Below are 21,689 nucleotides of genomic sequence, written 5' to 3' on the forward strand. Positions count from 1 at the left end.
AGGGGTCAGAGAGCGTCTTCCAGGGCATCGACGATGTGTCGCAGCACCTGCACGCGGGCATGGCGCTTGTCGTTGGACGGCACCACATGCCAGGGGGCCCGGGCCGTGTCGGTGCGCGCCAGCATAGCGTTGGTGGCGGCGGCGTAGCCGGCCCATTGCTTGCGGTTGCGCCAGTCGTCGGCGGTGATCTTGAAATGCTTGAAGGGTGAGTGCTGGCGTTCGCGGAACCGCTGCAGCTGCACATCGGGCGTGACGGCCAGCCAGAACTTCAGCACGATGGCGCCATGGCCTACAAGCTGGTGTTCGAAGTCGTTGATCTCGGCATAGGCGCGGCGCCATTCGGCGGGTGTGGCCAGGCCTTCGACGCGCTCGACCAGGACGCGGCCATACCAGGAGCGATCGAAGATGGCGATGCGGCCTTGCCGCGGCAGGCGGCGCCAGAACCGCCACAGATAGGGCCGCGCCAGTTCGTGCGGCGCCGGCACGCCGATGGGGCTGATATCGAACTGCCGCGCATCCAGCGCATGCGTGACGCGGCGGATGGTGCCGCCCTTGCCCGAGGCGTCTTGCCCTTCGAACACCAGTACCAGGCTGCGCTTGTGAAATGCGGCCGAGCGCGCCGCCTTGGCCAGCCGCCCCTGCAGCAGTCCCAGCATGGATTCATAGTCGTTTTTGTCGAGCTTGGCTTGATAGTCGATGCGATCGAGCCGGGGGGCATGGCGCGCCACCGCGGGCGGCGGGCTGGCGAACTCGGCCGTTACGCGCGGCGTGCCGCGCCGGCGCAGCGCCGCCAGCACGGCTTCGCTGCTGCGCACCGCGCGCAGCCGGTCATCAGCGCTGGGAATGACAGTCCAGGGCGCATGCGCGCCCTGGGTCAGTCCGATGGCCAGGCGGCCCGCATCGCACAGCCGGTGGTATTTCTTGTGCACCTTGCGATCGGCCGGCGTTACCTGCCAGGCGGTCTCGGGGCTGGCCAGCAGGCGCTGGGTGCGTTCGGCCTGCGCCTGCGCCGACAAGTGGTACCAAAGCTTGATGATCTGCACGCCCTCGGCGACCAGCACCGCCTCGAAGCGGCGGATAGCCTCGGCATGCGCCTCGATGCGTCGCTGGCGGGGCTTCTTGCGCACCGCCTCTTGCAGCAGCGGCACATACCAGGATCCGAACACGATGCCGGTACGCCCTTTGGCCGGCAGTTCGTTCCAGTAGCGCCACATCGGCGGCCGCTCGAGTTCGTCGGCTTCGGGCGGCCCGAACGCCATCGTCTTGATGTGGCGCGGATCCATCCATTCATTCAGCAGATTGATGGTGGCTCCCTTGCCCGCCCCGTCGATACCGGCCACCACCACCAACAGCGCACGGTCGGCGCGTTCCAGCTGGCGGTATTGGGCCTTCAGCAGCGCCACGCGCAGGCGTGCTTCATGGGCTTCGTAGGCATCCTTGGACAGCGACGGGTCGGACTGCGCTTCTGCAAACATGAGGTGACGCGTTCAGGGCCATGTGGCAATGCGTTGATGTTGCGGGATATTTTTTGCCGACGCAAGCTCCAGCCCCCCACACTCTGCGCAAGCCACCATCTGACCGCAAAGGCAACGCAGGGCGGCCTGCCGCTACGGCGCCCTAAGAACAAAACACCCAGCCATATCGAAGCGAAGAGAGAGATCACCCCCCCTCGCCGGCCACCACATCCCCCCCGTACCCCTTCAACCCCTCCAAATCCAGCACCCGCACCGCCCCATATTCCACCCGCAGCAATCCGGCCTCTTCCAGCTTCCCCAACGCCTGATTGGCCCGCTGCCGCGACACCCGGGCCAGGTACCCGACCTCTTCCTGCGTGATAGCCAGCCGCATCCCCATGCCGGGGTACAGCAGCGGATTGAACAATTCCGCCAGGCAGCGCGCCACGCGGGCGTCCGGGTCCAGCAGGCGGTCGTATTCGGCCTTGCCGATGAACTGCGCCACGCGCTCGTTCAGTTGATGCAGCAGATAGCGGTTGAAGGGAATGCTGGTGTCCAGCAGCCAGTCGAAGGTAGCCGCCGGCAGGCGCGCCACCACCGAATCGCGCAGCGCCACCACGTCGTATTTGCGCACCTCGCGCTTGAGCAGCGAGCCTTCGCCGATCCAGCCGCCGGCCGGCACGCCGGTCAGCGAGGCAACCTTGCCTTCGGCATTGCCCACCGAGACCTTTACCAGCCCGGCCAGGACGCCGATCCATACCTGCGCAAGTTCGCCCTTGCGTTCTATGATCGTGCCAGCCTGGGCGGGTTGGACCGCGATATCCCGCTCGACGCGCGATCGCTGCTCGTCGGTCAGGACGCGGAACCAGGCAGCGGCAAGGTGCAGGGAATCGGCTAGCTGCATCGGGAATACCCTAAATGTTCCTGGAATGTCGCAATCGTGACAGTCGGTCGCCACCCAACCTTATACCTTAACGGCTGCCGATATCGAAGATGAACTGGTCAAGTGCCGCCCCGGTGTTCATGCCGCCAGCTTGAGCGCCACACGGGGCGGCCCCCAAACCGGAGGAGACAACGTGGCGCAAGTACAGCCTGCAGCCGGCCCTTCGCCGGCCATGCCCCATACCTTTCCTGGCCTGCTGCAGCAGCATGCCAGTGTGCGTGGGGCGCGGCCCGCGATACGCGAGAAAGACCTGGGCATCTGGCAGACCCTGACCTGGAGCGATGTTGCGCGCCATGTCAGGCTGACGGCGCATGGCCTGGCGGCGCTGGGCATAGGCCCGGGCATGCACGTCGCCGTCATCGGCGAGAACCGCCCGCGCCTGTATATCGCCATGATGGCCGCGCAGGCGCTGGGGGCGATCCCGGTGCCGCTGTACCAGGACGCGGTGGCGCAGGAAATGGTCTACGTGCTGCAGGATGCCGGCATTACCGTGGCCGTCGTGGAAGACCAGGAACAGGTCGACAAGATGCTGGACGTGCGCGAGCAATGCCCGGCGCTGGCCCATGTGGTCTATGACGACCCGCGCGGCATGCGTCACTACGCCGACCCGATGCTGCGCTCGTACGAGCAGCTCGAGGCCACCGGCCGCGAGCATGCCGAGGCGCATCCCGGTTTCTACGACCAGGCCGTGGCCGCCGTGCAGCCGCACGACGCCGCCGCCATGTTCTATACGTCGGGCACCACCGGCAAGCCCAAGGGCGTGGTGCTGACCCACCATGCCCTGATCGACCGCGCCCGCGCGGTGGCCGACATGGAGCAACTGACCGACCAGGAAGACGTGCTGGCCTACCTGCCGCCGGCCTGGATCGGCCAGAACATGTTTTCTTATACGCAGCTGCTGGTCAGCGGTTTCACGGTCAACCATCCCGAGTCTCCCGATACCGTAGCGATCGATATGCGCGATATCGGGCCCACCTACTATTTCGCGCCACCGCGCGTGCTGGAAGGGCTGCTGACGCATGTGATGATCCGCATGGAAGACGCCGGCGCCATCAAGCGCATGATGTTTCGCGCCTGCATGGGCCTGGCGCGCAAGGTGGGGGTGTGCATCCTGGATGGCGAGCCGGTCAGCGCCTGGAACCGCCTGCGCTATGCCCTGGGCAATGTGCTGGTCTACGGCCCCCTGCGCAATGCCCTGGGCATGAGCCGCGTGCGCGTGGCCTACACGGCGGGCGAAGCCATCGGCCCCGACCTGTTCGTGTTCTACCGATCCATCGGCATCAACCTGAAGCAGTTGTACGGGTCGACCGAGACCTCAGTGTTCGTGTGCGTGCAGCCCGACGGCCATGTGCGCGACGACACCGTGGGGCCGCCCGTCAGCGGGGTCGAGATCCGCGTGGCCGACAATGGCGAGATCCTGGTCAAGAGCCCCGGCCTGTTCAAAGAGTATTACCGCAATCCGCAAGCCACGGTCGAGGCGCGCGACGCCGACGGCTGGTATCACACCGGCGATGCCGGCTACCTGGACACCGATGGCCAGCTCAAGATCATCGACCGCGCCAAAGACGTCGGCAAGCTGGCCGATGGCAGCCTGTTCGCGCCCAAGTATCTCGAGAACAAGCTGAAGTTCTTCCCGCACATCAAGGAAGCCGTGGCCTTCGGTGCCGACCGCGACCACGTCTGCGCCTTCGTCAACATCGACCTGGAAGCCGTGGGCAACTGGGCCGAGCGCCGCGGCCTGCCCTATGCCGGCTACACCGACCTGGCCGCCAAGGACGAGGTCTACCAACTGGTGGGCGAGTGCATCGAGCAGATCAACGCCGACCTGGCCGGCGACTCCAAGCTGGCCGCCTCGCAGATTGCCCGTTTCCTGATCCTGCACAAGGAACTCGACCCCGATGACGATGAATTGACCCGCACCCGCAAAGTGCGGCGCGCCTTCATTGCCCAGAAGTACGGGGTGCTGGTCGAGGCGCTGTTCGCCGGGCAGTCATCGCAATACATCGAGACCGAAGTGAAATTCGAGGATGGGCGCGCCGGCAAGATCGCCGCCGACCTGAAGATCCGGCCGGTCAAGACCTTTCCTCCTATTACCGCCCAGGCCGCGTAGACGATGACTCACCCAGACCGCGACCAGCGCATCGGCAAGGTCATGCTCGACCTGCAGAATATCTCCCTGGCGTTCGGGGGGGTGAAGGCGTTGACCGATATCTCGTTCGACGTGCGCGAACACGAGATCCGCGCCATCATCGGCCCCAATGGCGCCGGCAAGAGCTCGATGCTGAACGTCATCAACGGCGTGTATACGCCGCAGCAGGGCGGCATCGAGTTCGAAGGCACGCGCTATTCCCGCATGAACCCGCGCCGCGCCGCCGAAATGGGCATTGCGCGCACCTTCCAGAACCTGGCCCTGTTCAAGGGCATGAGCGTGCTGGACAACATCATGACCGGCCGCAACCTGCGCATGAAATGCGGCCTGCTGGCGCAGGCGCTGCGCTGGGGGCCAGCCGAGCGCGAAGAAATCCGCCACCGCGAATTCGTCGAGAACATCATCGACTTTCTCGAGATCCAGGCGCATCGCAAGACGCCGGTGGGCCGCCTGCCCTACGGCCTGCAAAAGCGGGTGGACCTGGGCCGCGCGCTGGCCATGGAGCCGCGCCTGCTGCTGCTGGACGAGCCCATGGCCGGCATGAACATCGAAGAAAAGCAGGACATGAGCCGCTTCATCCTGGACGTGAACGACGAGTTCGGCACCACCATCGTGCTGATCGAACACGACATGGGCGTAGTGATGGATATCTCGGACCGCGTGGTGGTGCTGGACTACGGCAAGAAAATTGGCGACGGCAAGCCCGACGAAGTCCGCGCCAATGAAGCTGTCATCCAGGCCTACCTGGGCGTGTCGCACTAAGAAGGCGGAAGAGACATGGGATTTTTCCTGGAAACCCTGTTCGGCGGCCTGATGAGCGGCATGCTGTATGCCCTGATCGGCCTGGGCTTCGTGCTGATCTTCAAGGCATCGGGCGTATTCAATTTTGCGCAGGGCGCCATGGTGCTGGTGGCTGCCCTTTCTATGGCGCGTTTTTCCGAATGGATTCCCGCCTGGCTGGGATTCGAGAACCTGCTGCTGGCCAACGTGCTGGCCTTCATCGTGAGCGCCGCGCTGATGTTCTTGCTGGCCGTGGCGGTAGAGCGCTACGTGCTGCGCCACCTGGTCAACCAGGAAGTCACCACGCTGCTGATGGCCACGCTGGGCATCAGCTACTTCCTGGACGGGCTGGGCCAGATCGCCTTCGGCAGTTCGGTCTACAGCATCGACGTGGGCATGCCCAAAGACCCGGCCTTCATCCTGGAATCGATGTTCGAGGGCGGCATCCTGATCAACCTGGAAGACCTGACCGCCGCCGTGGTGGCCGCGCTGCTGGTAGCCGCGCTGGCGCTGTTCTTCCAGTACACCAGCACCGGCCGGGCGTTGCGCGCGGTGGCCGATGACCACCAGGCCGCGCAATCGATCGGCATTCCGCTGAACCGCATCTGGGTGATTGTCTGGAGCGTGGCGGGGCTGGTGGCGCTGGTGGCCGGCATTATCTGGGGGTCGAAGTTCGGGGTGCAGTTCACGCTGTCGACCGCGGCGCTGCGCGCGTTGCCGGTGGTGATCCTGGGCGGCCTGACCTCGGTGCCGGGCGCCATCCTGGGCGGGCTGATCATCGGCGTGGGCGAAAAGCTGTCGGAAGTCTACCTGGGCTCGTTGGTGGGCGGCGGCATCGAAATCTGGTTCGCCTACGTGCTGGCGCTTGTGTTCCTGCTGTTCCGCCCGCAAGGGTTGTTCGGCGAGAAAATCATCGATCGGGTCTGACGAGGTCTACACCATGTTCTATCGCGAAAACGGCCAATTCAAGACCGGCTATCGCGCCGACCAGCAGATCTTCCCGATCCGCCAGGACCGCATCTTCATCGGCCTGTTATTGGCGGTGGCCTTCGTGGCCGTGCCTTTGCTGGCCAGCGACTACCTGCTGCGCGCCATCCTGATCCCGTTCCTGATCCTGTCGCTGGCCGCCGTGGGCTTGAATATCCTGGTGGGCTATTGCGGCCAGATTTCGCTGGGCACCGGTGCTTTCATGGCAGTGGGTGCATACGCGGCCTGGAATTTCGGGGTGCGCTTTCCCGGCATGCCGCTGCTGCTGCAGATCTTGCTGGGCGGCTGCTTCGCCACGCTGGTGGGCGTGCTGTTCGGTATCCCCAGCCTGCGCATCCGCGGTCTGTACCTGGCGGTGGCCACGCTGGCCGCCCAGTTCTTCGTCGATTGGGCATTCCTGCGCATCCAGTTCTTTACCAATTATTCGTCGTCGGGCAGCGTGTCGGTGCCGGCACTGACGGCCTTCGGGCTGCCGGTGCAGACGTCGCTGCAACGCTACCTGTTCGTGCTGGCCATCGTGGTGGTGTTCGCGCTGCTGGCCAAGAACCTGGTGCGCGGCGCCATCGGCCGCCAATGGATGGCGATCCGCGACATGGACGTGGCGGCCGCGGTGATCGGTATCCGCCCCATGTACGCCAAGCTCACCGCCTTCGCGGTCAGCTCGTTCATCGTGGGCGTGGCCGGCGCGTTGTGGGGCTATATCCACCTGGGCTCGTGGGAGCCCCTGGCCTTCGACCTGGGCCGCTCCTTCCAGTTGCTGTTCATGGTGATCATCGGCGGGCTGGGCTCCATCATGGGCGGCTTCTTCGGCGCGGCGTTCATCGTGCTGGTGCCGGTGGCACTGACCAACGTGCCCCACTTGCTGGGCCTGTCGCTGTCGGTGGATACCGCCGCGCATATCGAGCACATGGTGTTCGGCGCGCTGATCGTGTTCTTCCTGATTGCCGAGCCGCACGGGCTGGCCCGCCTGTGGAGCATAGGCAAAGAGAAATTGCGCATCTGGCCTTTCCCGCACTGATTCCCGGCCGCCGTGCCGGCACAAGCGGCGCGGCGGTCATTCGACTACCCGGCTTCAGACCGGGCCAATCCCGGTGTCAAACGCACCAAGCAGGAGGTAAATGGAGATGAAGCGTCTTAACCTGAAGTGGGCAGCGGCCGTCATGGCCGTCACCGGCGGCCTGGCTGCGGCCGCTGCGCCGGCGCTGGCGGCCGAAGAGCAATTCGTTCCGCTCTTGGTGTATCGCACCGGTTCGTTCGCGCCGCTGGGCATACCGTGGGCCGATGGCAAGCTCGACTACCTGAAACTGGTCAATGCGCGCGATGGCGGCGTCAACGGCGTGAAGATCACGTACGAAGAATGTGAAACCGCCTACGCCACCGACCGCGGCGTGGAATGCTACGAGCGCCTGAAGGCCAAGGGCGGCGGGGCGTCGGGCTTCGATACCCAGTCCACCGGCATCACTTTCGCGGTTACCGACAAGGCCGTGGCCGACAAGGTGCCGGTCGAGACCATGGGCTACGGGCTGTCGCAGTCGGTGGACGGCAGCGTGTTCGAATGGAATTTCCCGCTGCTGGGCACCTACTGGACGGCGGCCGATGTGATGATCCAGGACATCGCCAAGAAAGAAGGCGGCATGGACAAGCTCAAGGGCAAGAAGATCGCCCTGGTCTATCACGATTCGCCCTACGGCAAAGAGCCGATCCCGCTGTTGCAGAAGCGCGCCGCGGCGCAAGGCTTCGAGCTGTTGCTGTATCCGGTGACCGCGCCGGGGGTAGAGCAGAAATCGACCTGGCTGCAGATCCGCCAGTCGCGTCCCAGCTACGTGCTGTTGTGGAGCGCCGGCATCATGACGCCCACTGCCATCCGCGAAGCGCAAGCCAGCGGCTACCCGCGCGACAAGATGTACGCCATCTGGTGGGCCGGCTCGGAAGGCGACGTCAAGGACCTGGGCACGGTCGCCAAGGGCTACAACGCCATCACCATCCATAACAGTTCGGCAACCGGCAAGGTGTACGACGACTTGAAGAAGTACGTCTACGACAAGGGCCAGGGCAGCGACGCATCGGGCGGCAACACGCTGGACACTATCGCGCATACGCGCGGCATGATGATCTCGATGCTGCAGGTCGAGGCCATCCGCGCTGCCCAGGAAAAGTTCGGCAAGGGCAAGCACATGACGCCGGAACAGGTGCGCTGGGGGTTCGAGAACCTGAACATCACCCAGGAACGCCTGAACGAGCTGGGCTTCGGCGACATCATGCGGCCGGTGAAGACCTCGTGCGACAACCACATGGGCGACGACTGGGCTCGCATCGTGCAATGGGACGGCAAGGAGTTCAAGGTGGTGTCCGACTGGTACCAGTCCGACAAGGCGGTAACGCGCGCGCTGGTGCAGGAAGCCGCGGCGAAGTACGCCAAAGAGAAGAACATCACGCCCCGCAAGTGCGAAGGCTGATGTGAACCGGCCGCCGGCGCCCTGGCGCCGGCGGCCTTCCGCGCAGGAATTGCCATGACCGCTGCCACCGCTGTCCAACCCGACCAGATGCTGCTCGATGTGAACGGCATCGAAGTCATCTACAACCACGTCATCCTGGTGTTGAAAGGGGTGTCGCTGCAAGTGCCTGAAGGCCGCATCGTGGCGCTGCTGGGCGCCAACGGCGCCGGCAAGACTACCACGCTGCGCGCGGTGTCGAACCTGCTCAAGGGCGAGCGCGGCGACGTTACCAAGGGCTCTATCCAGTATCGCGGCCAGCGCATCGACAGGTTGTCGCCGGCCGAATTGGTGCGGCGCGGCGTGGTGCAGGTCATGGAGGGCCGCCACTGCTTTGCCCACCTGACCATCGAAGAGAACCTGCTGACTGGCGCCTATACACGCGACCTGAACCGCGGCGACATGGCGACGGCGCTCGAGCGCGTCTACCAGTATTTCCCGCGCCTGAAGCAGCGGCGCACCAGCCAGGCCGGCTATACCTCGGGCGGCGAACAGCAGATGACCGCCATCGGCCGCGCGCTGATGGCCAACCCGAACATGATCCTGCTCGACGAGCCGTCGATGGGGCTGGCGCCGCAGATCGTCGAGGAAATCTTCGAGATCGTGCGCGACCTGAACCAGCGCGAACGGGTCAGTTTCCTGCTGGCCGAGCAGAACACCAATATTGCCCTGCGCTATGCCGACTATGGCTACATCCTGGAGAACGGCCGCGTCATGATGGATGGCGCGGCGGCCGAGCTGGGGCGCAACGAAGACGTCAAGGAGTTCTACCTGGGTATTTCCAGCGGCGAGCGCAAGAACTTCCGCGACCACAAGTTTTACCGGCGTCGCAAGCGCTGGCTGGCCTGATTTTTTCGGCCCCTTATTCCGCCTATCCGGCATTCCGAAGAGTGCGATCCCATGCCTGCGTTTTTTGATGCACTGGAAACCCGCGCGCCCGAGCAGCGCGAACGCGACCTGATGGCGGCGCTGCCCGGCGCTGTCGAACGCGCCATGGAGGGCGCCCATGCCATTGCCGAGCAGTTGCGCGGTATCGACCCGCGCGGCGTGGCTACGCGCCAGGCGCTGGCCAGCGTGCCTGTACTGCGCAAGCACGAACTGCTGGAACGGCAGCAGCGCAGCCGCGCGGGCACGGGCCCGGCCGGGCCCGCCAAGGCTTTCGGCGGATTCTCCACCATCGGCTGGGGCCAGGCCGTGCGCGTGTTTGCCTCACCCGGCCCCATCTACGAACCCGAGAGCGCGCGCGCCGACTACTGGCGTTTTGCGCGCGCCTTGTATGCGGCCGGCTTCCGGTCGGGTGAGCTGGCCTACAACTGCTTCTCGTATCACTTCACGCCGGCCGGGTCGATGATGGAAACCGCGGCTCATGCGGTGGGCTGCACCGTGTTCCCCGGGGGCACCGGCCAGACCGAGCAGCAAGTGCGCGCCATTGCCGACCTGGCGCCCAGCGGCTATACGGGTACCCCCAGCTTCCTGAAGATCATCCTGGAAAAGGCCGACGAACTGGGGGTGCGCTTGCCCTCGCTGCGGCGCGCATTGGTGTCGGGCGAGGCGTTTCCGCCGTCGCTGCGCGATTGGCTGGCCGCGCGCGGCATCGATGGCTACCAGGCCTATGGCAGCGCCGACCTGGGCATGATCGCCTTCGAGACCGAGGCGCGCGAGGGCCTGGTGGTGGGCGAGGACATCATCCTGGAAATCGTGCGCCCCGGTACGGGCACGCCGTTGCCTGACGGCGAAGTGGGCGAAGTCGTCGTTACCACGCTGAATCCCGACTATCCGCTGGTGCGTTTCGGCACGGGCGACCTGTCGGCCATCTTGCCGGGTGCGTCGCCGTGCGGCCGCACCAATATCCGCATCAAGGGCTGGATGGGCCGGGCCGACCAGACCACCAAGGTGCGCGGCATGTTCGTGCATCCGTCGCAGGTGGCCGAGGTGCTGGCCCGCCACCCCGATATCGGCCGGGCGCGGCTGGTGGTCAGCGGGCAAATGGGCTCAGACCGGATGGTGCTGCAGGTCGAGGCGCAGGGGCAATCCGACGAACTGGCCGAGCGTATCGCCGAATCCGTGCGAGACATCACCAAGCTGCGGGCCGACGTGCAATGGGTGGACGCGGGCAGCTTGCCCAACGACGGGAAGGTGATCGACGATGTGCGTTCGTATGAGTAGCGGGCGGCTGGTGAGTTATTGCGATCCCCGGCGCTTGTTGTTGGCCCAGCGTTCCTCGAACATGCCAGGCAACAGTTGTGAGCAGAGGGCGACGGCAGGCAGGTAAGTCGCCTGTTCTTGCGCTACGGCGACGGCATAGCGAATGTCCTTTCCGAGCACATGCGACAACTCTGGGCCAGCCATCGTGTGGTCGACACCAAATTTGTCGAAGAATTCGTAATTGGCGACAGCCCAGGAGTCGCCCGAGCTGACTCTTGCGACTGTATCCAGTGCTTCTCGGGTCACGCCATACGCTTGGACAAAGCGGATGGCCTCCATATGCAGGACCTGGTTGCAGAGCGCCATGATGTTATTGCCCAGCTTGACGACCTGGCCTGCACCCGGAGCCCCCACCCGGATCACATTCGCTCCGACGATTTCCAGAATCGGCCGCGCTTTTTCCCACGCCCAATCTTCCGCGCCGACCATGAGGGTCAGGGTGCCTTCCAGGGCGCTTTCCCGAGAACGTGCTCCGCCCCCGCTGACCGGCGCGTCGACGATGCCGATTCCTTTTTCTTTTGCGGCAGCGGCGATCGCAAGCACCGTCTGGGGCAGGACCGTGCTGTGGATCATGGCGATCTGCCCTGGGCGGCCCAGGGCGACGATGCCGTTCTCGCCCAGGAATGCCTCTTTCACTTGGTGATCGTGGAGCAGGCAGGTTCCGATGATGTCGCATTCCTGTATTAATTCGGCCAGGGATGTTGCCGCGACCGCGCCGTGCGACACCTGCGTCCTGACGGCTTCCTTGCGCAGATCGTAGACCATCGGGTGCCTTCCGGCCTTGGCAATACTGGTCGCCATGGGCCCGCCCATGTTGCCCAGGCCCACGAACCCGGTTCGATTGCTGTCAGCCATGCATGTCACCATTGCAATCAGTATGCGTTCCGTCTTTAGAAGAGGGGAAGGTCAACAGCCGCATGAGCTCGGATACATCGTTCAAGGTATCGAGCTCGAATATCAGCTCGGCGCCGCGATGTGCGTGCTCTGTGCAGATGATGCCCTCGACGCAAGTCAGGTATTTGTGCTTGACCTCATCGTCGGAAAGGGGATCTTCCGGATCGCCATGCGATGTAACGCATACTCTATGGTATTGGCGCCCGTCCTTGGTGGTGATCGTCAACGGGTTCATTTTCCCCAATATCGCCCGTTCCCAGCTTGGGTTGACGATTATTCTCGTCTTGTGCCACTGCGCTTTCAGCCGGGAATCACGGGCCCCTTCATCGGTGAAAGTATGGACCGAAATTTCCTCGCGCATGAGTGCGGCGGCCACGCAATGATGCAGGCTGAACCGCGATTCTTCCCCATTTTTCGGTTCCGGAAACTTGATGATCTCGGGGAAGGTCGGGTTCACTTCCACGGCAACGGTTTCTACGTCGTCGGCGGCGATATCGTGCTGATTGACCAACTCAATCACACCGTCGATGATGCGTTGCATGAGATAACAGGCGGTGTACTTCTTGAAGCCGATCTGCATCACGCGAAAATCTTTGCCGGTGCCAAGCTCGAAGTCGATATCCGGCTGGCCTGCCAGTGCGTCGAAGTATCCTCTGACACCTTCCAGAATGTCGGGGACACCGGTCAGTCCCAACTTGGCAAGCCTCGCCGCATTGATGCCGTTTCTGCCGGCGACCCCAGCCTCGTAAAGATGGGCGCCCGTGCCCATCTGCCGCGTCGAGCCGCTGGCCTGGGAAACGGCCAGGCTGATCGCCATCTGAGTTTGCTTGGCATCCAGTTTGAACAGCTTTGCCGCGGCGGCGGCCACGCCGATGGTGCCCAGATGAGGGGCCGTCAGCCATCCCCTGCCGGTGGCGCCGCTGTCTGTGAGGATCATGCCGGGCCGTGCCTGGACTTCGTATCCCAGGACGAAGGCTTCGAGAATGTCCTTCCCTGTTGATTTGAGCTCTTCGCCCAAGGCGAACACGGCGGGAATGATATGGCAGGTGTACATGGACTCGGGCCAGCTGTCGTCTTCCAGCTCGGTACTGTGCGCGGCCGTGGCATTGACGAAGGCGGCAAGTTCCGCCGAGGTACGGAATCCGGCGCCCAGAACGCTGCTATGCGGATGCCCGCCGTGGCCGCGCGCGTAGCTTGCCAGCACTTGCCCTGCGTGGATGCGTGAACCTGCGACAGTCATCCCCAGGGCGCTGACACAGAGTGCCTTGGCCTTGTTCACCACCTCGGCATCGAACTGTTCGACGTTCATGCCATGCACGTATTCCGCTACTTGTTTGGTTGTCGTTGTCACTCTTCATCCTTTTGATGTAGTCCACATGGCTGTGGCCAACCAATACAACAGGGCGTGTGGCCGGATTCAGGCCAGATTCAGATTCAGTTCCTTGATCAGTGTCGAAAACGCATCGGCCTCTCGGTGCAGGGTCTGGCTAATATCAGCGCCATCCATGTAGCGGGCCTCTCCGCCGAGTTTTGAGAATTGCGCCTTGACTGACTCCGTGCCCAGGACTTCCCGCAGTTCGTTGGAAAACCGCTTGAGAATTTCCGGCGGCGTCTGCCGGGGCGCCCAAAGACAGATCCAGGTATCGAAATCCATCGCGGAGAGCCCCGCTTCGATCATGGTCGGTACATTGGGAAAGGCGGCGCTGCGTTCTTTGCTGGTAATGGCAAGGAGCTTGAGATTTCCTGCATGGACGTGGGGAAAAGAGATTCCCGGATCGATGGCGAAATCAGTTTCGCCGGCAAGCACCGCCTGCAATGCCGCCGCCGAGCCGCGGTAGGGAACGTGGAGCGCAGTCACGTCCGCCTGTTTCAAGAACATTTCCGCCACCAGATGGGGCGGAGACCCGGGGCCGGCTGAGGCATACGTCACTTTTCTGGGGTTGGCCTGAGCATGGGCAATCAGCTCTTTGAGGTTCTGCGCGGGAAAGTCCTTTCTAAGAATGAGATACAGCTGGAATCGTCCCAGGGCGGCAAACGGCTCCAGGCTATTCACCGCACTGGAATCCATGTTGAAAAGAAAGGGGTTGGCCGTTACTTGGGTGGACGGACCAAGCAGGAAGGTGTAGCCATCGGGCGGGGCCCGCACGACCTGGGTTGTCGCGATGTTGCCGCTGGCGCCCGATCTGTTTTCAATCAATACCGGCTGGCTGATTCGTTCGTTGAGCGCCTGGGACACGATGCGAGCCATGACATCGGCGCCCCCGCCGGGAGGCCAGCCTAGAACCAGCCGAATCGGCTGGCCAGGCCATTCAGGACGAGCGTACAACGCAGGCGACAGCGCCGACAGGCCCAGGGCCAGGAGCATTTGCGACGCCTCTCGCCGCGATACCGCCAGGTTCCGTTTCATCTCTGATGTCTCCTTATCTTTATTATGCTGATTTGATATATCAGTTATGATATCAAATGCCGGACAAAGACAAAAGGCATCAGGACCAGGGGTGCCACCCAGGCGCCAGCGGCGTATCAACCCAGCCCGTTATAGGCCAGCCGCGCCGCCAGCGCCGCCATCAGGACGGCGATGACACCGTCGAGGATGCGCCACGCTCGCGGATCCGCAAACCACGGGGCGAACAGCCGCGACCCCAGGCCGAGCACGGCCAGCCACAGCAGGCTGGCCGTCAGCGCCCCGGCCGCGAAGGCCAGCCTGGCCTGGTCGAAGCCGTGCGCCAGCGACCCCACCACCATGATGTCCAGCCAGAAATGCGGGTTCAGCAGGGTGAAGCCCGCCGCGCCCAGCAGCGCCGCGCGGCGTGACGGCACCGCCTCGCGCGCCGCCACCAGGCCGCCTTGCGCCCGCAGCGCGCGCCGCGCCGACTGCAGTGCATACCAGGCCAGGAACGCCACGCCGAACCACAATATGGCGTGCGTCAGCCAGGGGAACCACGCGGCCACCGCTTGCAGCCCCCATGCGCTGGCAAAGATGAACACCGCGTCTATTGCCGCGCACAGCGCCAGCACGCTCAGCAAGTGCGCGCGCATCAGCCCCTGCCGCAGGATGAACGCGCTCTGCGCGCCCACCACCGCGAACAGCCCCAGGCCCGTGGCGGTGCCACTGGCCCAGGCAGTCAACAAGGTGGGAAACGAAGCAAGCGTGAACATGGCCAGGCGGTCCGAAAAAAACAGCGCCGCGGCAATTCGCCGCGGCCAGAGACTGCATTCTGACTTGCCTGGAATATGAAATACAGCTAATTTTATTTAAGCTGATTAAGAATATCTAATGTATGAAACTCGATCATGGCAATCTGCGGGCGCTGGCCGCGGTGGTGCGCGAAGGCAGCTTCGAGCGTGCCGCGGCGGCGCTGAATGTGACGCCGTCGGCCGTCTCGCAGCGGATCAAGGCACTGGAAGCCCGCATTGGCCGCCTGCTGGTGCAGCGCACCGTGCCGGCCGTGGCCACGCCCGATGGGCAAGTGCTGGTGCAATTGGCCGAGCAGGCCGCGTTGCTCGAGCACGACGCGCTCGATCGCCTGGGCCTGGAAGGCGATGCCGTGCCGTACGCCAGCATCGCGGTGGCGGTCAACCACGACAGCCTGGAAACCTGGTTCATGGACGCGGCCCGGTTGTTCGCCGCGCACAGCCGCGCTACGCTGGACTTGCAATCCGAAGACCAGGACCATACCGCCGCCCTGTTGCGCAACGGCTCGGTATTGGGCGCCGTGACGGCTTTGGCCGACCCGGTGCAGGGTTGCCGCATCCACGCATTGGGCAGCATGCGCTATGTGGCCAGCTGCACGCCGGAGTTCCATGCGCGGCACTTCGCGCAGGGCGTCAATGCCCGCACGCTGGCCAGCGCGCCGGTGCTGGTATTCAACCGCAAAGACGCGCTGCAGGCGCGCTTCGCGCGCAAGGTGATGGGCAATGCCGCGTGGCAGCCGCCGGTGTGGTGGCTGCCTTCGTCGCGCGCCTTCGTGCAGGCCACGCTGGACGGCCTGGGCTGGACCATGAATCCGCTGCCGATGATTCGCGACGACCTTGATGCTGGTCGTCTGGTGCCCCTGCGCGCACGCGCCACGGAAGACGTGCCGCTCTATTGGCAGCACTGGCGGGTAAACTCGCAGGCTATGGAAGCCTTGACCGATTCGGTCCTGGCGGCCGCCGGCAGCCTGGTCCGGCGGCGTTAACCCGCCAGGCTCGATCGCGGGCCGGCAGCATCGGAGGTGTCTCTCATGAAAATCCGTCAGTGGGCGCTGGTCGCCGCGCTGGGCCTGTGCACTGCCACGTCGGCCTGGGCCAGCGATTTCAAGGTTGGCCAGATCGAGATCGACGACCTGTGGGTGCGGGCCACTGCGCCCGGCCAGGCCAACGGCGCCGGCTACATGGAAATCGACAACGACGCCAAGACCGCCGACCAGTTGCTGTCCGTCACGTCGGATGCGGCCGAGCGGGTCGAACTGCACACGGTGCAAACCGAAAACGGCGTGGCACGCATGCGCCACCTGCCCGACGGCATCGCGGTGCCGGCCAATGGCGAGGTCAAGCTGGCGCCGGGCGGCTACCACGTCATGTTCCTGAAACTGAAGCAGCCGTTCGCCGAGGGCACCGAAGTGCCCGCCACGCTGAAGTTCCAGAACGCCGGCGAAGTCGCCGTCAAATTCAAGGTCAAGCCCATCGGCCACAACCCCGGCATGCACGGCATGAACATGAAGCACTGAGCACCCCCTCCAGCACGGCCCGCCTCACGCATCCATCAAACGAATGGCCCATTCCAGCCGCGCAGGGTGGCTGGAATGGGCCGGCCCCGCCCGCTTTTCTTCTTCTCAAAAGCGGCGCCCAGGATGCAAAAACGCGACACGTCCCAGCGGCAAGGCGCTCACGCCACCCCATCACCAGAACAAGCCCTCAAACGCAACTAGACATAGCCCCGCGCCCCAAACACCGCACTACCAATCCGCACTTCAGTCGCCCCCTCTTCAATAGCGACCTCGAAATCCCCACTCATCCCCATCGATAGCCGATCCAGCCGCACGCCGGCCATGCTCTCTGCCCGCAACCGGTCGCGCAATTCCCGCAACGCCCGAAAGCACGCCCGCACGGCCGCGGTGTCATTGGACTGCATTGCCAGCGTCATCAGCCCCTGCACCCGCAGGGCCGGGCATTCGCTGGCCACGATGCGCAGGAAGTCCGGCACTGCCTGGATATCCAGCCCATGTTTGCTGGGCTCGGGCGAGGTCTTGACCTGCACCAGCACATCCAGGGCGCGGTCCTCGGCCTGCAGCCGGCGCTGCAAGGCATAGGCCAGGTCCAGGCGGTCCAGGGATTGCACTTCGGCCGCGTCGCGCGCGGCATCCTTGGCCTTGTTGGTTTGCAGATGGCCGATCATTACCCATTGGATATCCAGGTCGGCCAGCGGGCCGGCCTTCTGGCGGATTTCCTGGGTCTTGTTCTCGCCGAACCGGCGAAAGCCCAGCGCGGCCGCCTGGCGCACCGCCTGCGGCCCGAACGTCTTGCTGACCGGCAGCAGCGCTACGCTGTCCGGTGCGCGGCCGGATCGTGCGCAAGCCGCCTCGATGCGCTGCCGCAACTGTGCCACGCGGGCTGTCATAGCGTCGTCGGAACTCATGCCTGTGGGGGATTCCATACAAAAAGCCCATCATAATCGCCGCCCGCGCACCCGGCCGGGGCAACGGGCCGCCAGTGCGTTGACCGCCTTTGGGGGCAGGCATAGAATCGTCTGGCATTTGCTTATATTCCAAAGTTCTATGCCGTCGGCGCAGTCACGGTACCCGCCGCCACGCCGATGCTCTCTTCTTCCTAGCCGGCCCCGCCTTCCATCATGTCTTCCGCAGCACCCAGCTACGCGTTCGCCACCCCCTTCCAAACGCCCGCCGCCTCGCCCATTCGCTCGCTGATGTCGTATGCGATGCGCCCGGGCAGCATTTCCATGGCGGGCGGCTATCCCGCCCAGGAACTGTTCGACATCGACGGCCTGACCACCGCGTCGAACCAGGTACTGGCCCGCCTGGGGGCCTGCCTGCAGTATTCCAACATCGACGGGCAGGCCAGCCTGCGCGCCGAACTGGGACGCCTGACGGCCGAGCGGGGGCTGGTGTGCGACCCGGATACCGAACTGGCCGTTACCGGCGGATCGCAGCAGGCGCTGGCGCTGGTCAGCCGGGTGATGCTGCAGCCGGGCGACCATGCTTTCATCGAAAGCCCGGCATTTCCCAATTCGGTGCAGGCGCTGCGCTACACCGGCGCCACGGTCCACCCCGTGGCGTCCGGGCCGGACGGCATCGATATCGACGCGCTGGACGACATGGCCACCCGGCTCAAGCCCAAGATCGTCTGTGTGGTGGCGTCGTTCTCGAACCCGTGCGGTGCCACCATCAGCCGGCAGCGCCGCCTGCGCCTGCTGGAACTGGCCGTCAAGCACCAGTTCCTGATCGTCGAAGACGACCCCTATGGCGAATTGCGCTTCGCGGGAGAACCAGTGCCGCCCATTGCCGCGCTGGCCGAAGGCCAGGCACGCCACTGGGCGGTGTATATCTCGACCATGTCCAAGACCATGGCGCCGGCATTGCGCATCGGCTGGCTGGTGGCCCCGGCCGAGGTGCGCCGCCGCTGCGTGGGTGCCAAGGCCGCCGACGACATGGCTTCGTCGGCCTGGATCCAGGAAGTGGTGGCGCAGTACCTGGCCAACGGCCGCTACCAGCAGCACGTGCCGCGCATCCGCGCCGCCTACGGGGCCCGTTGCGACGCGCTGGCGCAAGCGCTGGACCAATACCTGGCTGGCCGCGTCACGTTCCGCAAGCCCGAGGGCGGCATGTTCTTCTGGGGGCGCCTGAACGGCGAGGTCGATGCCACGCGGCTGCTGCCGTATGCCATCGAGCAAGGCATCGTCTACGTGCCCGGCAAGGCGTTCTACGCCGACCCGCAGCAGGCCGACCTGAACGCCATGCGCATGTCGTTTGCCACGATGAACGAAGGCCTGATCACCCAGGGCATCCAGCGCCTGGCCCAGGCGCTGGATGCCTGCGAGGCCAACGCGCCGGTATCGGTGTCGCTGGCAGCCTGACAGGGGCGCCCGTTACCGGGCGCCCGCGGCGCTAGCGCTTGCGCCGGTACAGCAGCGAAATCTTCGCGAAGGCAATTTGCAGTTCACGCGTGCCGCCCTGGAACACCACCGGGCGGCCGCGCTGCGTGAACACCACCAGCCGCTTCGAGAACAGCAGCGGCACGAACTTGGCGAACTGCACTTCCTGCCAGGCGACTTCGCGCCGCGTGATCCAGGTCTGGCGCAGGCCGGTCTCGTCGATGGTGGTGATGGACTTCTGCATGTGCCAGGACACCAGCACCAGCCCCAGGAAGCACAGCACCACGATGACCCCCAGCACAGTGCTGACCTGCCCGGGCGCCAGGCGGATAGCCGAGGACACGATCTGCACCCCGATGATGGCCAGGATCACCCAGGCCAGGATGCGCACCCAGTCGGGCCAGGCCTGGCCCGATAGCGGCAGCGGGCCGATCTCGCGCAGCAGGGCGTCGCGTTCGTCCGTGGAGGGGGCAGAAAAAAGTGAAGTCATGGCGGACGATTCCCGATGGCGCAATGCAGGCGGCGGCCGGATGGCCGTGCCTGGCGCGCATTCTACGTGGCTTTGGCGCGCTCAGGCCGCGCGCTTGGCCGCGATGGCATTGCCCGCCCGGCTGCCGCCCTTGCGGTTCAGGTGGGCCGACACCCACTGGCCGGTGTCGACCACGGCATCCAGATCGATCCCGGTGTCGATGTCCAGGCCGCGCAGCATGTACAGCACATCTTCGGTGGCGACGTTGCCGGTGGCGCCCTTGGCGTATGGGCAGCCGCCCAGGCCGGCCACCGAGGTGTGGATGATGCTGATGCCGGTTTCAAGCGCCGCCAGGATATTGGCCAGGGCCTGGCCATAGGTATCGTGGAAGTGCGCCGACACGCGGCCCGGGTCGGCCACCTGGGTTACCGCGGCCATCACGTTGCGCACGCGTTGCGGCGTGCCCACGCCAATAGTGTCGGCCACGTCGATTTCGTCGCAACCCAGGGCCATCAGGCGACGCGCCACGTCTACCACCGCATCGACGGGCACTTCGCCCTGGTACGGACAGCCCAGCGCGCAACTGATGGCACCGCGCACGCGCACGCCAGCCGCCCGCGCGGCCTGGGCCACCGGCTCGAAGCGGGCGATGGATTCGGCGATGGAGCAATTGATGTTCTTCTGCGAAAACGCCTCGCTGGCCGCGCCGAAGATCACCACTTCGTTGGCCTTGGCCGCCAGCGCGCCTTCCAGGCCCTTCATGTTGGGAGTCAGCACCGAATAGATCACACCCGGCTTGCGCTGGATGCGGGCCATGACGTCGGTGGCATCGGCCATTTGCGGCACCCACTTGGGTGATACGAACGACGTGGCCTCGATATTGGGAAAGCCGGCAGCGGTCAGGCGGTCGACCAGTTCGACCTTGATGTCGGTGGAGATCAGTTCTTTTTCGTTCTGCAGGCCGTCGCGGGGCGAAACCTCGACGATCTTGACTCGGGTAGGCAGCGACATGTCTCTTCCTGTAGTAAAGGCGGGTCGCGCCGGGCGGACGCGCCGAGAGGGGTAACCATAATAGTAGCGCCGCCGCTATTTCAGGCGCTGGAACCGTCCGCCATCGAGCCGGGCCACGCGCCCGGCCAGTTCGAGCTCGAGCAGTTGTACATTCAGCGCCGCGATGTCCAGCCCGGTGCGTGCCTGCAAGGCGTCCAGGTGCAGCGGGTCGTAACCCAGCGCCTGCAGCACCGGGGTGTCGGTCCCGGCGGGCGCGGGGGCGGCGGGCGTGTCCTGGCGCATGGCGGGCTGCCCGCCGCCCAGTTCGTCGGTGATGTCCTGGGCGGTTTCGACCAGCTTGGCACCCTGGCGGATCAGGGCATGGCAGCCGCGCGACAGCGGCGAGTGTATCGAGCCCGGAATGGCGAAGACTTCGCGGCCGTTTTCGCCGGCCAGCCGCGCGGTGATCAGCGAACCGCTTTGCCGGGCTGCCTCGACCACCAGTACGCCGCGCGCCAGCCCGGCCACCAGGCGATTGCGGCGCGGGAAGTGATGTGGCAGCGCGCCCATGCCCAGCGGCAATTCGGAAACCAGCGCGCCCTGCGCGGCGATCTGGTGGGCCAGCTCGCGGTGACGCGCCGGATACACGCGGTCGATGCCGGTGCCCATGACGGCCACGGTACCCGCGCCTTCGGTGCCGGCCTGCAACGCGCCTTCGTGGGCCGCCGCGTCGATGCCCTGCGCCAGGCCGCTGACTACGCACCAGCCGTGGCTGGCCAGGTGGCGCGCGAACGCGCGGGCATTGTCGCAGCCGCCCGGCGTGGCGTTGCGCGCGCCCACCACCGCCAGCGCCGGGCGGCTCAGGTGGGCCGGGTTGCCATTGACGTAAAGCAGGATGGGCGGGTCGGCGGTGGTAAGCAGGCTTTGCGGATAAGCCGGATCGGCCAGGGTCAGCACATGCCGGCCTGGCTGCTCTACCCATTGCAGGGCGAGATCGATCTGCGCCTGCATGTCGGCGGGGGCCGATGCCGCCAATTGACGCGCCAGGTCTTGTGGCACATGGCGGGCCAGGGCCGCCGCGCCCAAGGCGTAGATCTGTTCCGGCAGGCCCAGCGCCGACAACAGCGGGTAGGCGGTGGCCGGCCCCAGGCCGGGCTCCAGCGACAGGCGCAGCCAGGCGGACAGTTCGGCGTGGGAATGCGTAAGCGGCATGGTTCTGGCTAAGGGTCTTGC

General features: G+C 65.1%; 20 protein-coding genes. 10 read left to right on the forward strand and 10 right to left on the reverse strand.

Annotated features, from left to right (window positions below):
- Positions 1–5 precede the first annotated feature (5 nt).
- Both pap and KW845_RS21395 read right to left on the reverse strand, forming a co-directional pair.
- Entirely contained in the window at positions 6–1,475 is a 1,470-nt protein-coding gene (pap, locus tag KW845_RS21390; RefSeq protein WP_218371328.1) for a polyphosphate:AMP phosphotransferase, read from the reverse strand.
- Positions 1,476–1,659: 184 nt separating this feature from the next.
- Entirely contained in the window at positions 1,660–2,358 is a 699-nt protein-coding gene (locus KW845_RS21395; RefSeq protein ID WP_218371329.1) for a Crp/Fnr family transcriptional regulator, read from the reverse strand.
- Between the two features lie 211 nt (positions 2,359–2,569).
- Between KW845_RS21395 and KW845_RS21400 the strand changes: the two genes are divergently transcribed.
- The 7 genes from KW845_RS21400 to KW845_RS21430 all read left to right on the forward strand — a co-directional run bounded on the left by KW845_RS21400 (position 2,570) and on the right by KW845_RS21430 (position 10,971).
- Positions 2,570–4,507, forward strand: coding sequence for a long-chain fatty acid--CoA ligase (locus tag KW845_RS21400; RefSeq protein WP_218371450.1), 1,938 nt, complete (start codon positions 2,570–2,572; stop codon positions 4,505–4,507).
- A gap of 3 nt (positions 4,508–4,510) precedes the next feature.
- Entirely contained in the window at positions 4,511–5,308 is a 798-nt protein-coding gene (locus tag KW845_RS21405; RefSeq protein ID WP_218371330.1) for an ABC transporter ATP-binding protein, read from the forward strand.
- Between the two features lie 15 nt (positions 5,309–5,323).
- Positions 5,324–6,253, forward strand: a complete 930-nt coding sequence (locus tag KW845_RS21410) for a branched-chain amino acid ABC transporter permease (RefSeq protein ID WP_218371331.1) — start codon at positions 5,324–5,326, stop codon at positions 6,251–6,253.
- A gap of 13 nt (positions 6,254–6,266) precedes the next feature.
- On the forward strand, positions 6,267–7,331 hold the full coding sequence (locus tag KW845_RS21415) for a branched-chain amino acid ABC transporter permease (protein ID WP_218371332.1): 1,065 nt from the start codon (positions 6,267–6,269) through the stop codon (positions 7,329–7,331).
- Positions 7,332–7,431: 100 nt separating this feature from the next.
- On the forward strand, positions 7,432–8,769 hold the full coding sequence (locus KW845_RS21420) for an ABC transporter substrate-binding protein (RefSeq protein ID WP_218371333.1): 1,338 nt from the start codon (positions 7,432–7,434) through the stop codon (positions 8,767–8,769).
- 54 nt (positions 8,770–8,823) lie between these two features.
- Positions 8,824–9,654, forward strand: coding sequence for an ABC transporter ATP-binding protein (locus KW845_RS21425; RefSeq protein WP_218371334.1), 831 nt, complete (start codon positions 8,824–8,826; stop codon positions 9,652–9,654).
- A 51-nt stretch (positions 9,655–9,705) separates the two neighbouring features.
- Entirely contained in the window at positions 9,706–10,971 is a 1,266-nt protein-coding gene (locus tag KW845_RS21430; RefSeq protein WP_218371335.1) for a phenylacetate--CoA ligase family protein, read from the forward strand.
- Positions 10,972–10,986: 15 nt separating this feature from the next.
- Here KW845_RS21430 and KW845_RS21435 read toward each other — a convergent pair whose 3' ends face one another.
- From KW845_RS21435 to KW845_RS21450, 4 genes are all read right to left on the reverse strand, one after another.
- Entirely contained in the window at positions 10,987–11,865 is an 879-nt protein-coding gene (locus tag KW845_RS21435) for an NAD(P)-dependent oxidoreductase (protein WP_218371336.1), read from the reverse strand.
- A complete protein-coding gene (locus tag KW845_RS29745) occupies positions 11,858–13,255 on the reverse strand; it encodes an MmgE/PrpD family protein (RefSeq protein WP_370628265.1) in 1,398 nt (465 codons plus the stop codon). Before KW845_RS29745 ends, KW845_RS21435 begins: the two co-directional genes overlap by 8 nt.
- Before the next feature lie 66 nt (positions 13,256–13,321).
- On the reverse strand, positions 13,322–14,311 hold the full coding sequence (locus KW845_RS21445) for a tripartite tricarboxylate transporter substrate binding protein (protein WP_218371338.1): 990 nt from the start codon (positions 14,309–14,311) through the stop codon (positions 13,322–13,324).
- 116 nt (positions 14,312–14,427) lie between these two features.
- On the reverse strand, positions 14,428–15,063 hold the full coding sequence (locus tag KW845_RS21450) for a LysE/ArgO family amino acid transporter (RefSeq protein ID WP_218371339.1): 636 nt from the start codon (positions 15,061–15,063) through the stop codon (positions 14,428–14,430).
- 122 nt (positions 15,064–15,185) lie between these two features.
- On the opposite strand from KW845_RS21450, the gene KW845_RS21455 reads away from it, so the two are divergent.
- Together KW845_RS21455 and KW845_RS21460 are read left to right on the forward strand one after the other, a co-directional pair.
- Entirely contained in the window at positions 15,186–16,085 is a 900-nt protein-coding gene (locus tag KW845_RS21455; RefSeq protein WP_218371340.1) for a LysR family transcriptional regulator ArgP, read from the forward strand.
- Positions 16,086–16,130: 45 nt separating this feature from the next.
- Entirely contained in the window at positions 16,131–16,616 is a 486-nt protein-coding gene (locus KW845_RS21460) for a copper chaperone PCu(A)C (RefSeq protein WP_218371341.1), read from the forward strand.
- Positions 16,617–16,813: 197 nt separating this feature from the next.
- Here the strand turns inward: KW845_RS21460 and KW845_RS21465 are convergent, their stop codons facing one another.
- Positions 16,814–17,524: a YggS family pyridoxal phosphate-dependent enzyme gene (locus tag KW845_RS21465; RefSeq protein ID WP_218371451.1), complete on the reverse strand. Its 711-nt coding sequence runs from the start codon at positions 17,522–17,524 to the stop codon at positions 16,814–16,816.
- A 213-nt stretch (positions 17,525–17,737) separates the two neighbouring features.
- Between KW845_RS21465 and KW845_RS21470 the strand changes: the two genes are divergently transcribed.
- Positions 17,738–18,979: a PLP-dependent aminotransferase family protein gene (locus tag KW845_RS21470; protein ID WP_218371342.1), complete on the forward strand. Its 1,242-nt coding sequence runs from the start codon at positions 17,738–17,740 to the stop codon at positions 18,977–18,979.
- Positions 18,980–19,010: 31 nt separating this feature from the next.
- Here KW845_RS21470 and KW845_RS21475 read toward each other — a convergent pair whose 3' ends face one another.
- From KW845_RS21475 to dprA, 3 genes are all read right to left on the reverse strand, one after another.
- Positions 19,011–19,487, reverse strand: coding sequence for a hypothetical protein (locus KW845_RS21475; protein WP_218371343.1), 477 nt, complete (start codon positions 19,485–19,487; stop codon positions 19,011–19,013).
- An 81-nt stretch (positions 19,488–19,568) separates the two neighbouring features.
- Positions 19,569–20,477: a hydroxymethylglutaryl-CoA lyase gene (locus KW845_RS21480; protein ID WP_218371344.1), complete on the reverse strand. Its 909-nt coding sequence runs from the start codon at positions 20,475–20,477 to the stop codon at positions 19,569–19,571.
- A gap of 75 nt (positions 20,478–20,552) precedes the next feature.
- Complete coding sequence (gene dprA, locus KW845_RS21485) at positions 20,553–21,668, reverse strand: DNA-processing protein DprA (RefSeq protein WP_218371345.1); 1,116 nt, start codon at positions 21,666–21,668, stop codon at positions 20,553–20,555.
- Between the last annotated feature and the right edge of the window lie 21 nt (positions 21,669–21,689).

The sequence above is a fragment of the Bordetella sp. BOR01 genome, from assembly GCF_019218885.1.
Lineage (GTDB): Bacteria > Pseudomonadota > Gammaproteobacteria > Burkholderiales > Burkholderiaceae_B > Bordetella_A.

What these genes read in the sequence shown, in the direction of transcription:
- KW845_RS21435 (WP_218371336.1), bottom strand. Translation starts at nt 11,865, where the DNA reads ATGGCTGACAGCAATCGAACCGGGTTCGTGGGCCTGGGCAACATGGGC.
- KW845_RS21480 (WP_218371344.1), bottom strand. Translation starts at nt 20,477, where the DNA reads ATGTCGCTGCCTACCCGAGTCAAGATCGTCGAGGTTTCGCCCCGCGAC.
- KW845_RS21460 (WP_218371341.1), top strand. Translation starts at nt 16,131, where the DNA reads ATGAAAATCCGTCAGTGGGCGCTGGTCGCCGCGCTGGGCCTGTGCACT.
- KW845_RS21470 (WP_218371342.1), top strand. Translation starts at nt 17,738, where the DNA reads ATGTCTTCCGCAGCACCCAGCTACGCGTTCGCCACCCCCTTCCAAACG.
- dprA (WP_218371345.1), bottom strand. Translation starts at nt 21,668, where the DNA reads ATGCCGCTTACGCATTCCCACGCCGAACTGTCCGCCTGGCTGCGCCTG.
- KW845_RS21415 (WP_218371332.1), top strand. Translation starts at nt 6,267, where the DNA reads ATGTTCTATCGCGAAAACGGCCAATTCAAGACCGGCTATCGCGCCGAC.
- pap (WP_218371328.1), bottom strand. Translation starts at nt 1,475, where the DNA reads ATGTTTGCAGAAGCGCAGTCCGACCCGTCGCTGTCCAAGGATGCCTAC.
- KW845_RS21450 (WP_218371339.1), bottom strand. Translation starts at nt 15,063, where the DNA reads ATGTTCACGCTTGCTTCGTTTCCCACCTTGTTGACTGCCTGGGCCAGT.
- KW845_RS21395 (WP_218371329.1), bottom strand. Translation starts at nt 2,358, where the DNA reads ATGCAGCTAGCCGATTCCCTGCACCTTGCCGCTGCCTGGTTCCGCGTC.
- KW845_RS21475 (WP_218371343.1), bottom strand. Translation starts at nt 19,487, where the DNA reads ATGACTTCACTTTTTTCTGCCCCCTCCACGGACGAACGCGACGCCCTG.
- KW845_RS21445 (WP_218371338.1), bottom strand. Translation starts at nt 14,311, where the DNA reads ATGAAACGGAACCTGGCGGTATCGCGGCGAGAGGCGTCGCAAATGCTC.
- KW845_RS21400 (WP_218371450.1), top strand. Translation starts at nt 2,570, where the DNA reads ATGCCCCATACCTTTCCTGGCCTGCTGCAGCAGCATGCCAGTGTGCGT.
- KW845_RS21455 (WP_218371340.1), top strand. Translation starts at nt 15,186, where the DNA reads ATGAAACTCGATCATGGCAATCTGCGGGCGCTGGCCGCGGTGGTGCGC.
- KW845_RS21405 (WP_218371330.1), top strand. Translation starts at nt 4,511, where the DNA reads ATGACTCACCCAGACCGCGACCAGCGCATCGGCAAGGTCATGCTCGAC.
- KW845_RS21465 (WP_218371451.1), bottom strand. Translation starts at nt 17,524, where the DNA reads ATGAGTTCCGACGACGCTATGACAGCCCGCGTGGCACAGTTGCGGCAG.
- KW845_RS21430 (WP_218371335.1), top strand. Translation starts at nt 9,706, where the DNA reads ATGCCTGCGTTTTTTGATGCACTGGAAACCCGCGCGCCCGAGCAGCGC.
- KW845_RS21410 (WP_218371331.1), top strand. Translation starts at nt 5,324, where the DNA reads ATGGGATTTTTCCTGGAAACCCTGTTCGGCGGCCTGATGAGCGGCATG.
- KW845_RS21420 (WP_218371333.1), top strand. Translation starts at nt 7,432, where the DNA reads ATGGAGATGAAGCGTCTTAACCTGAAGTGGGCAGCGGCCGTCATGGCC.
- KW845_RS21425 (WP_218371334.1), top strand. Translation starts at nt 8,824, where the DNA reads ATGACCGCTGCCACCGCTGTCCAACCCGACCAGATGCTGCTCGATGTG.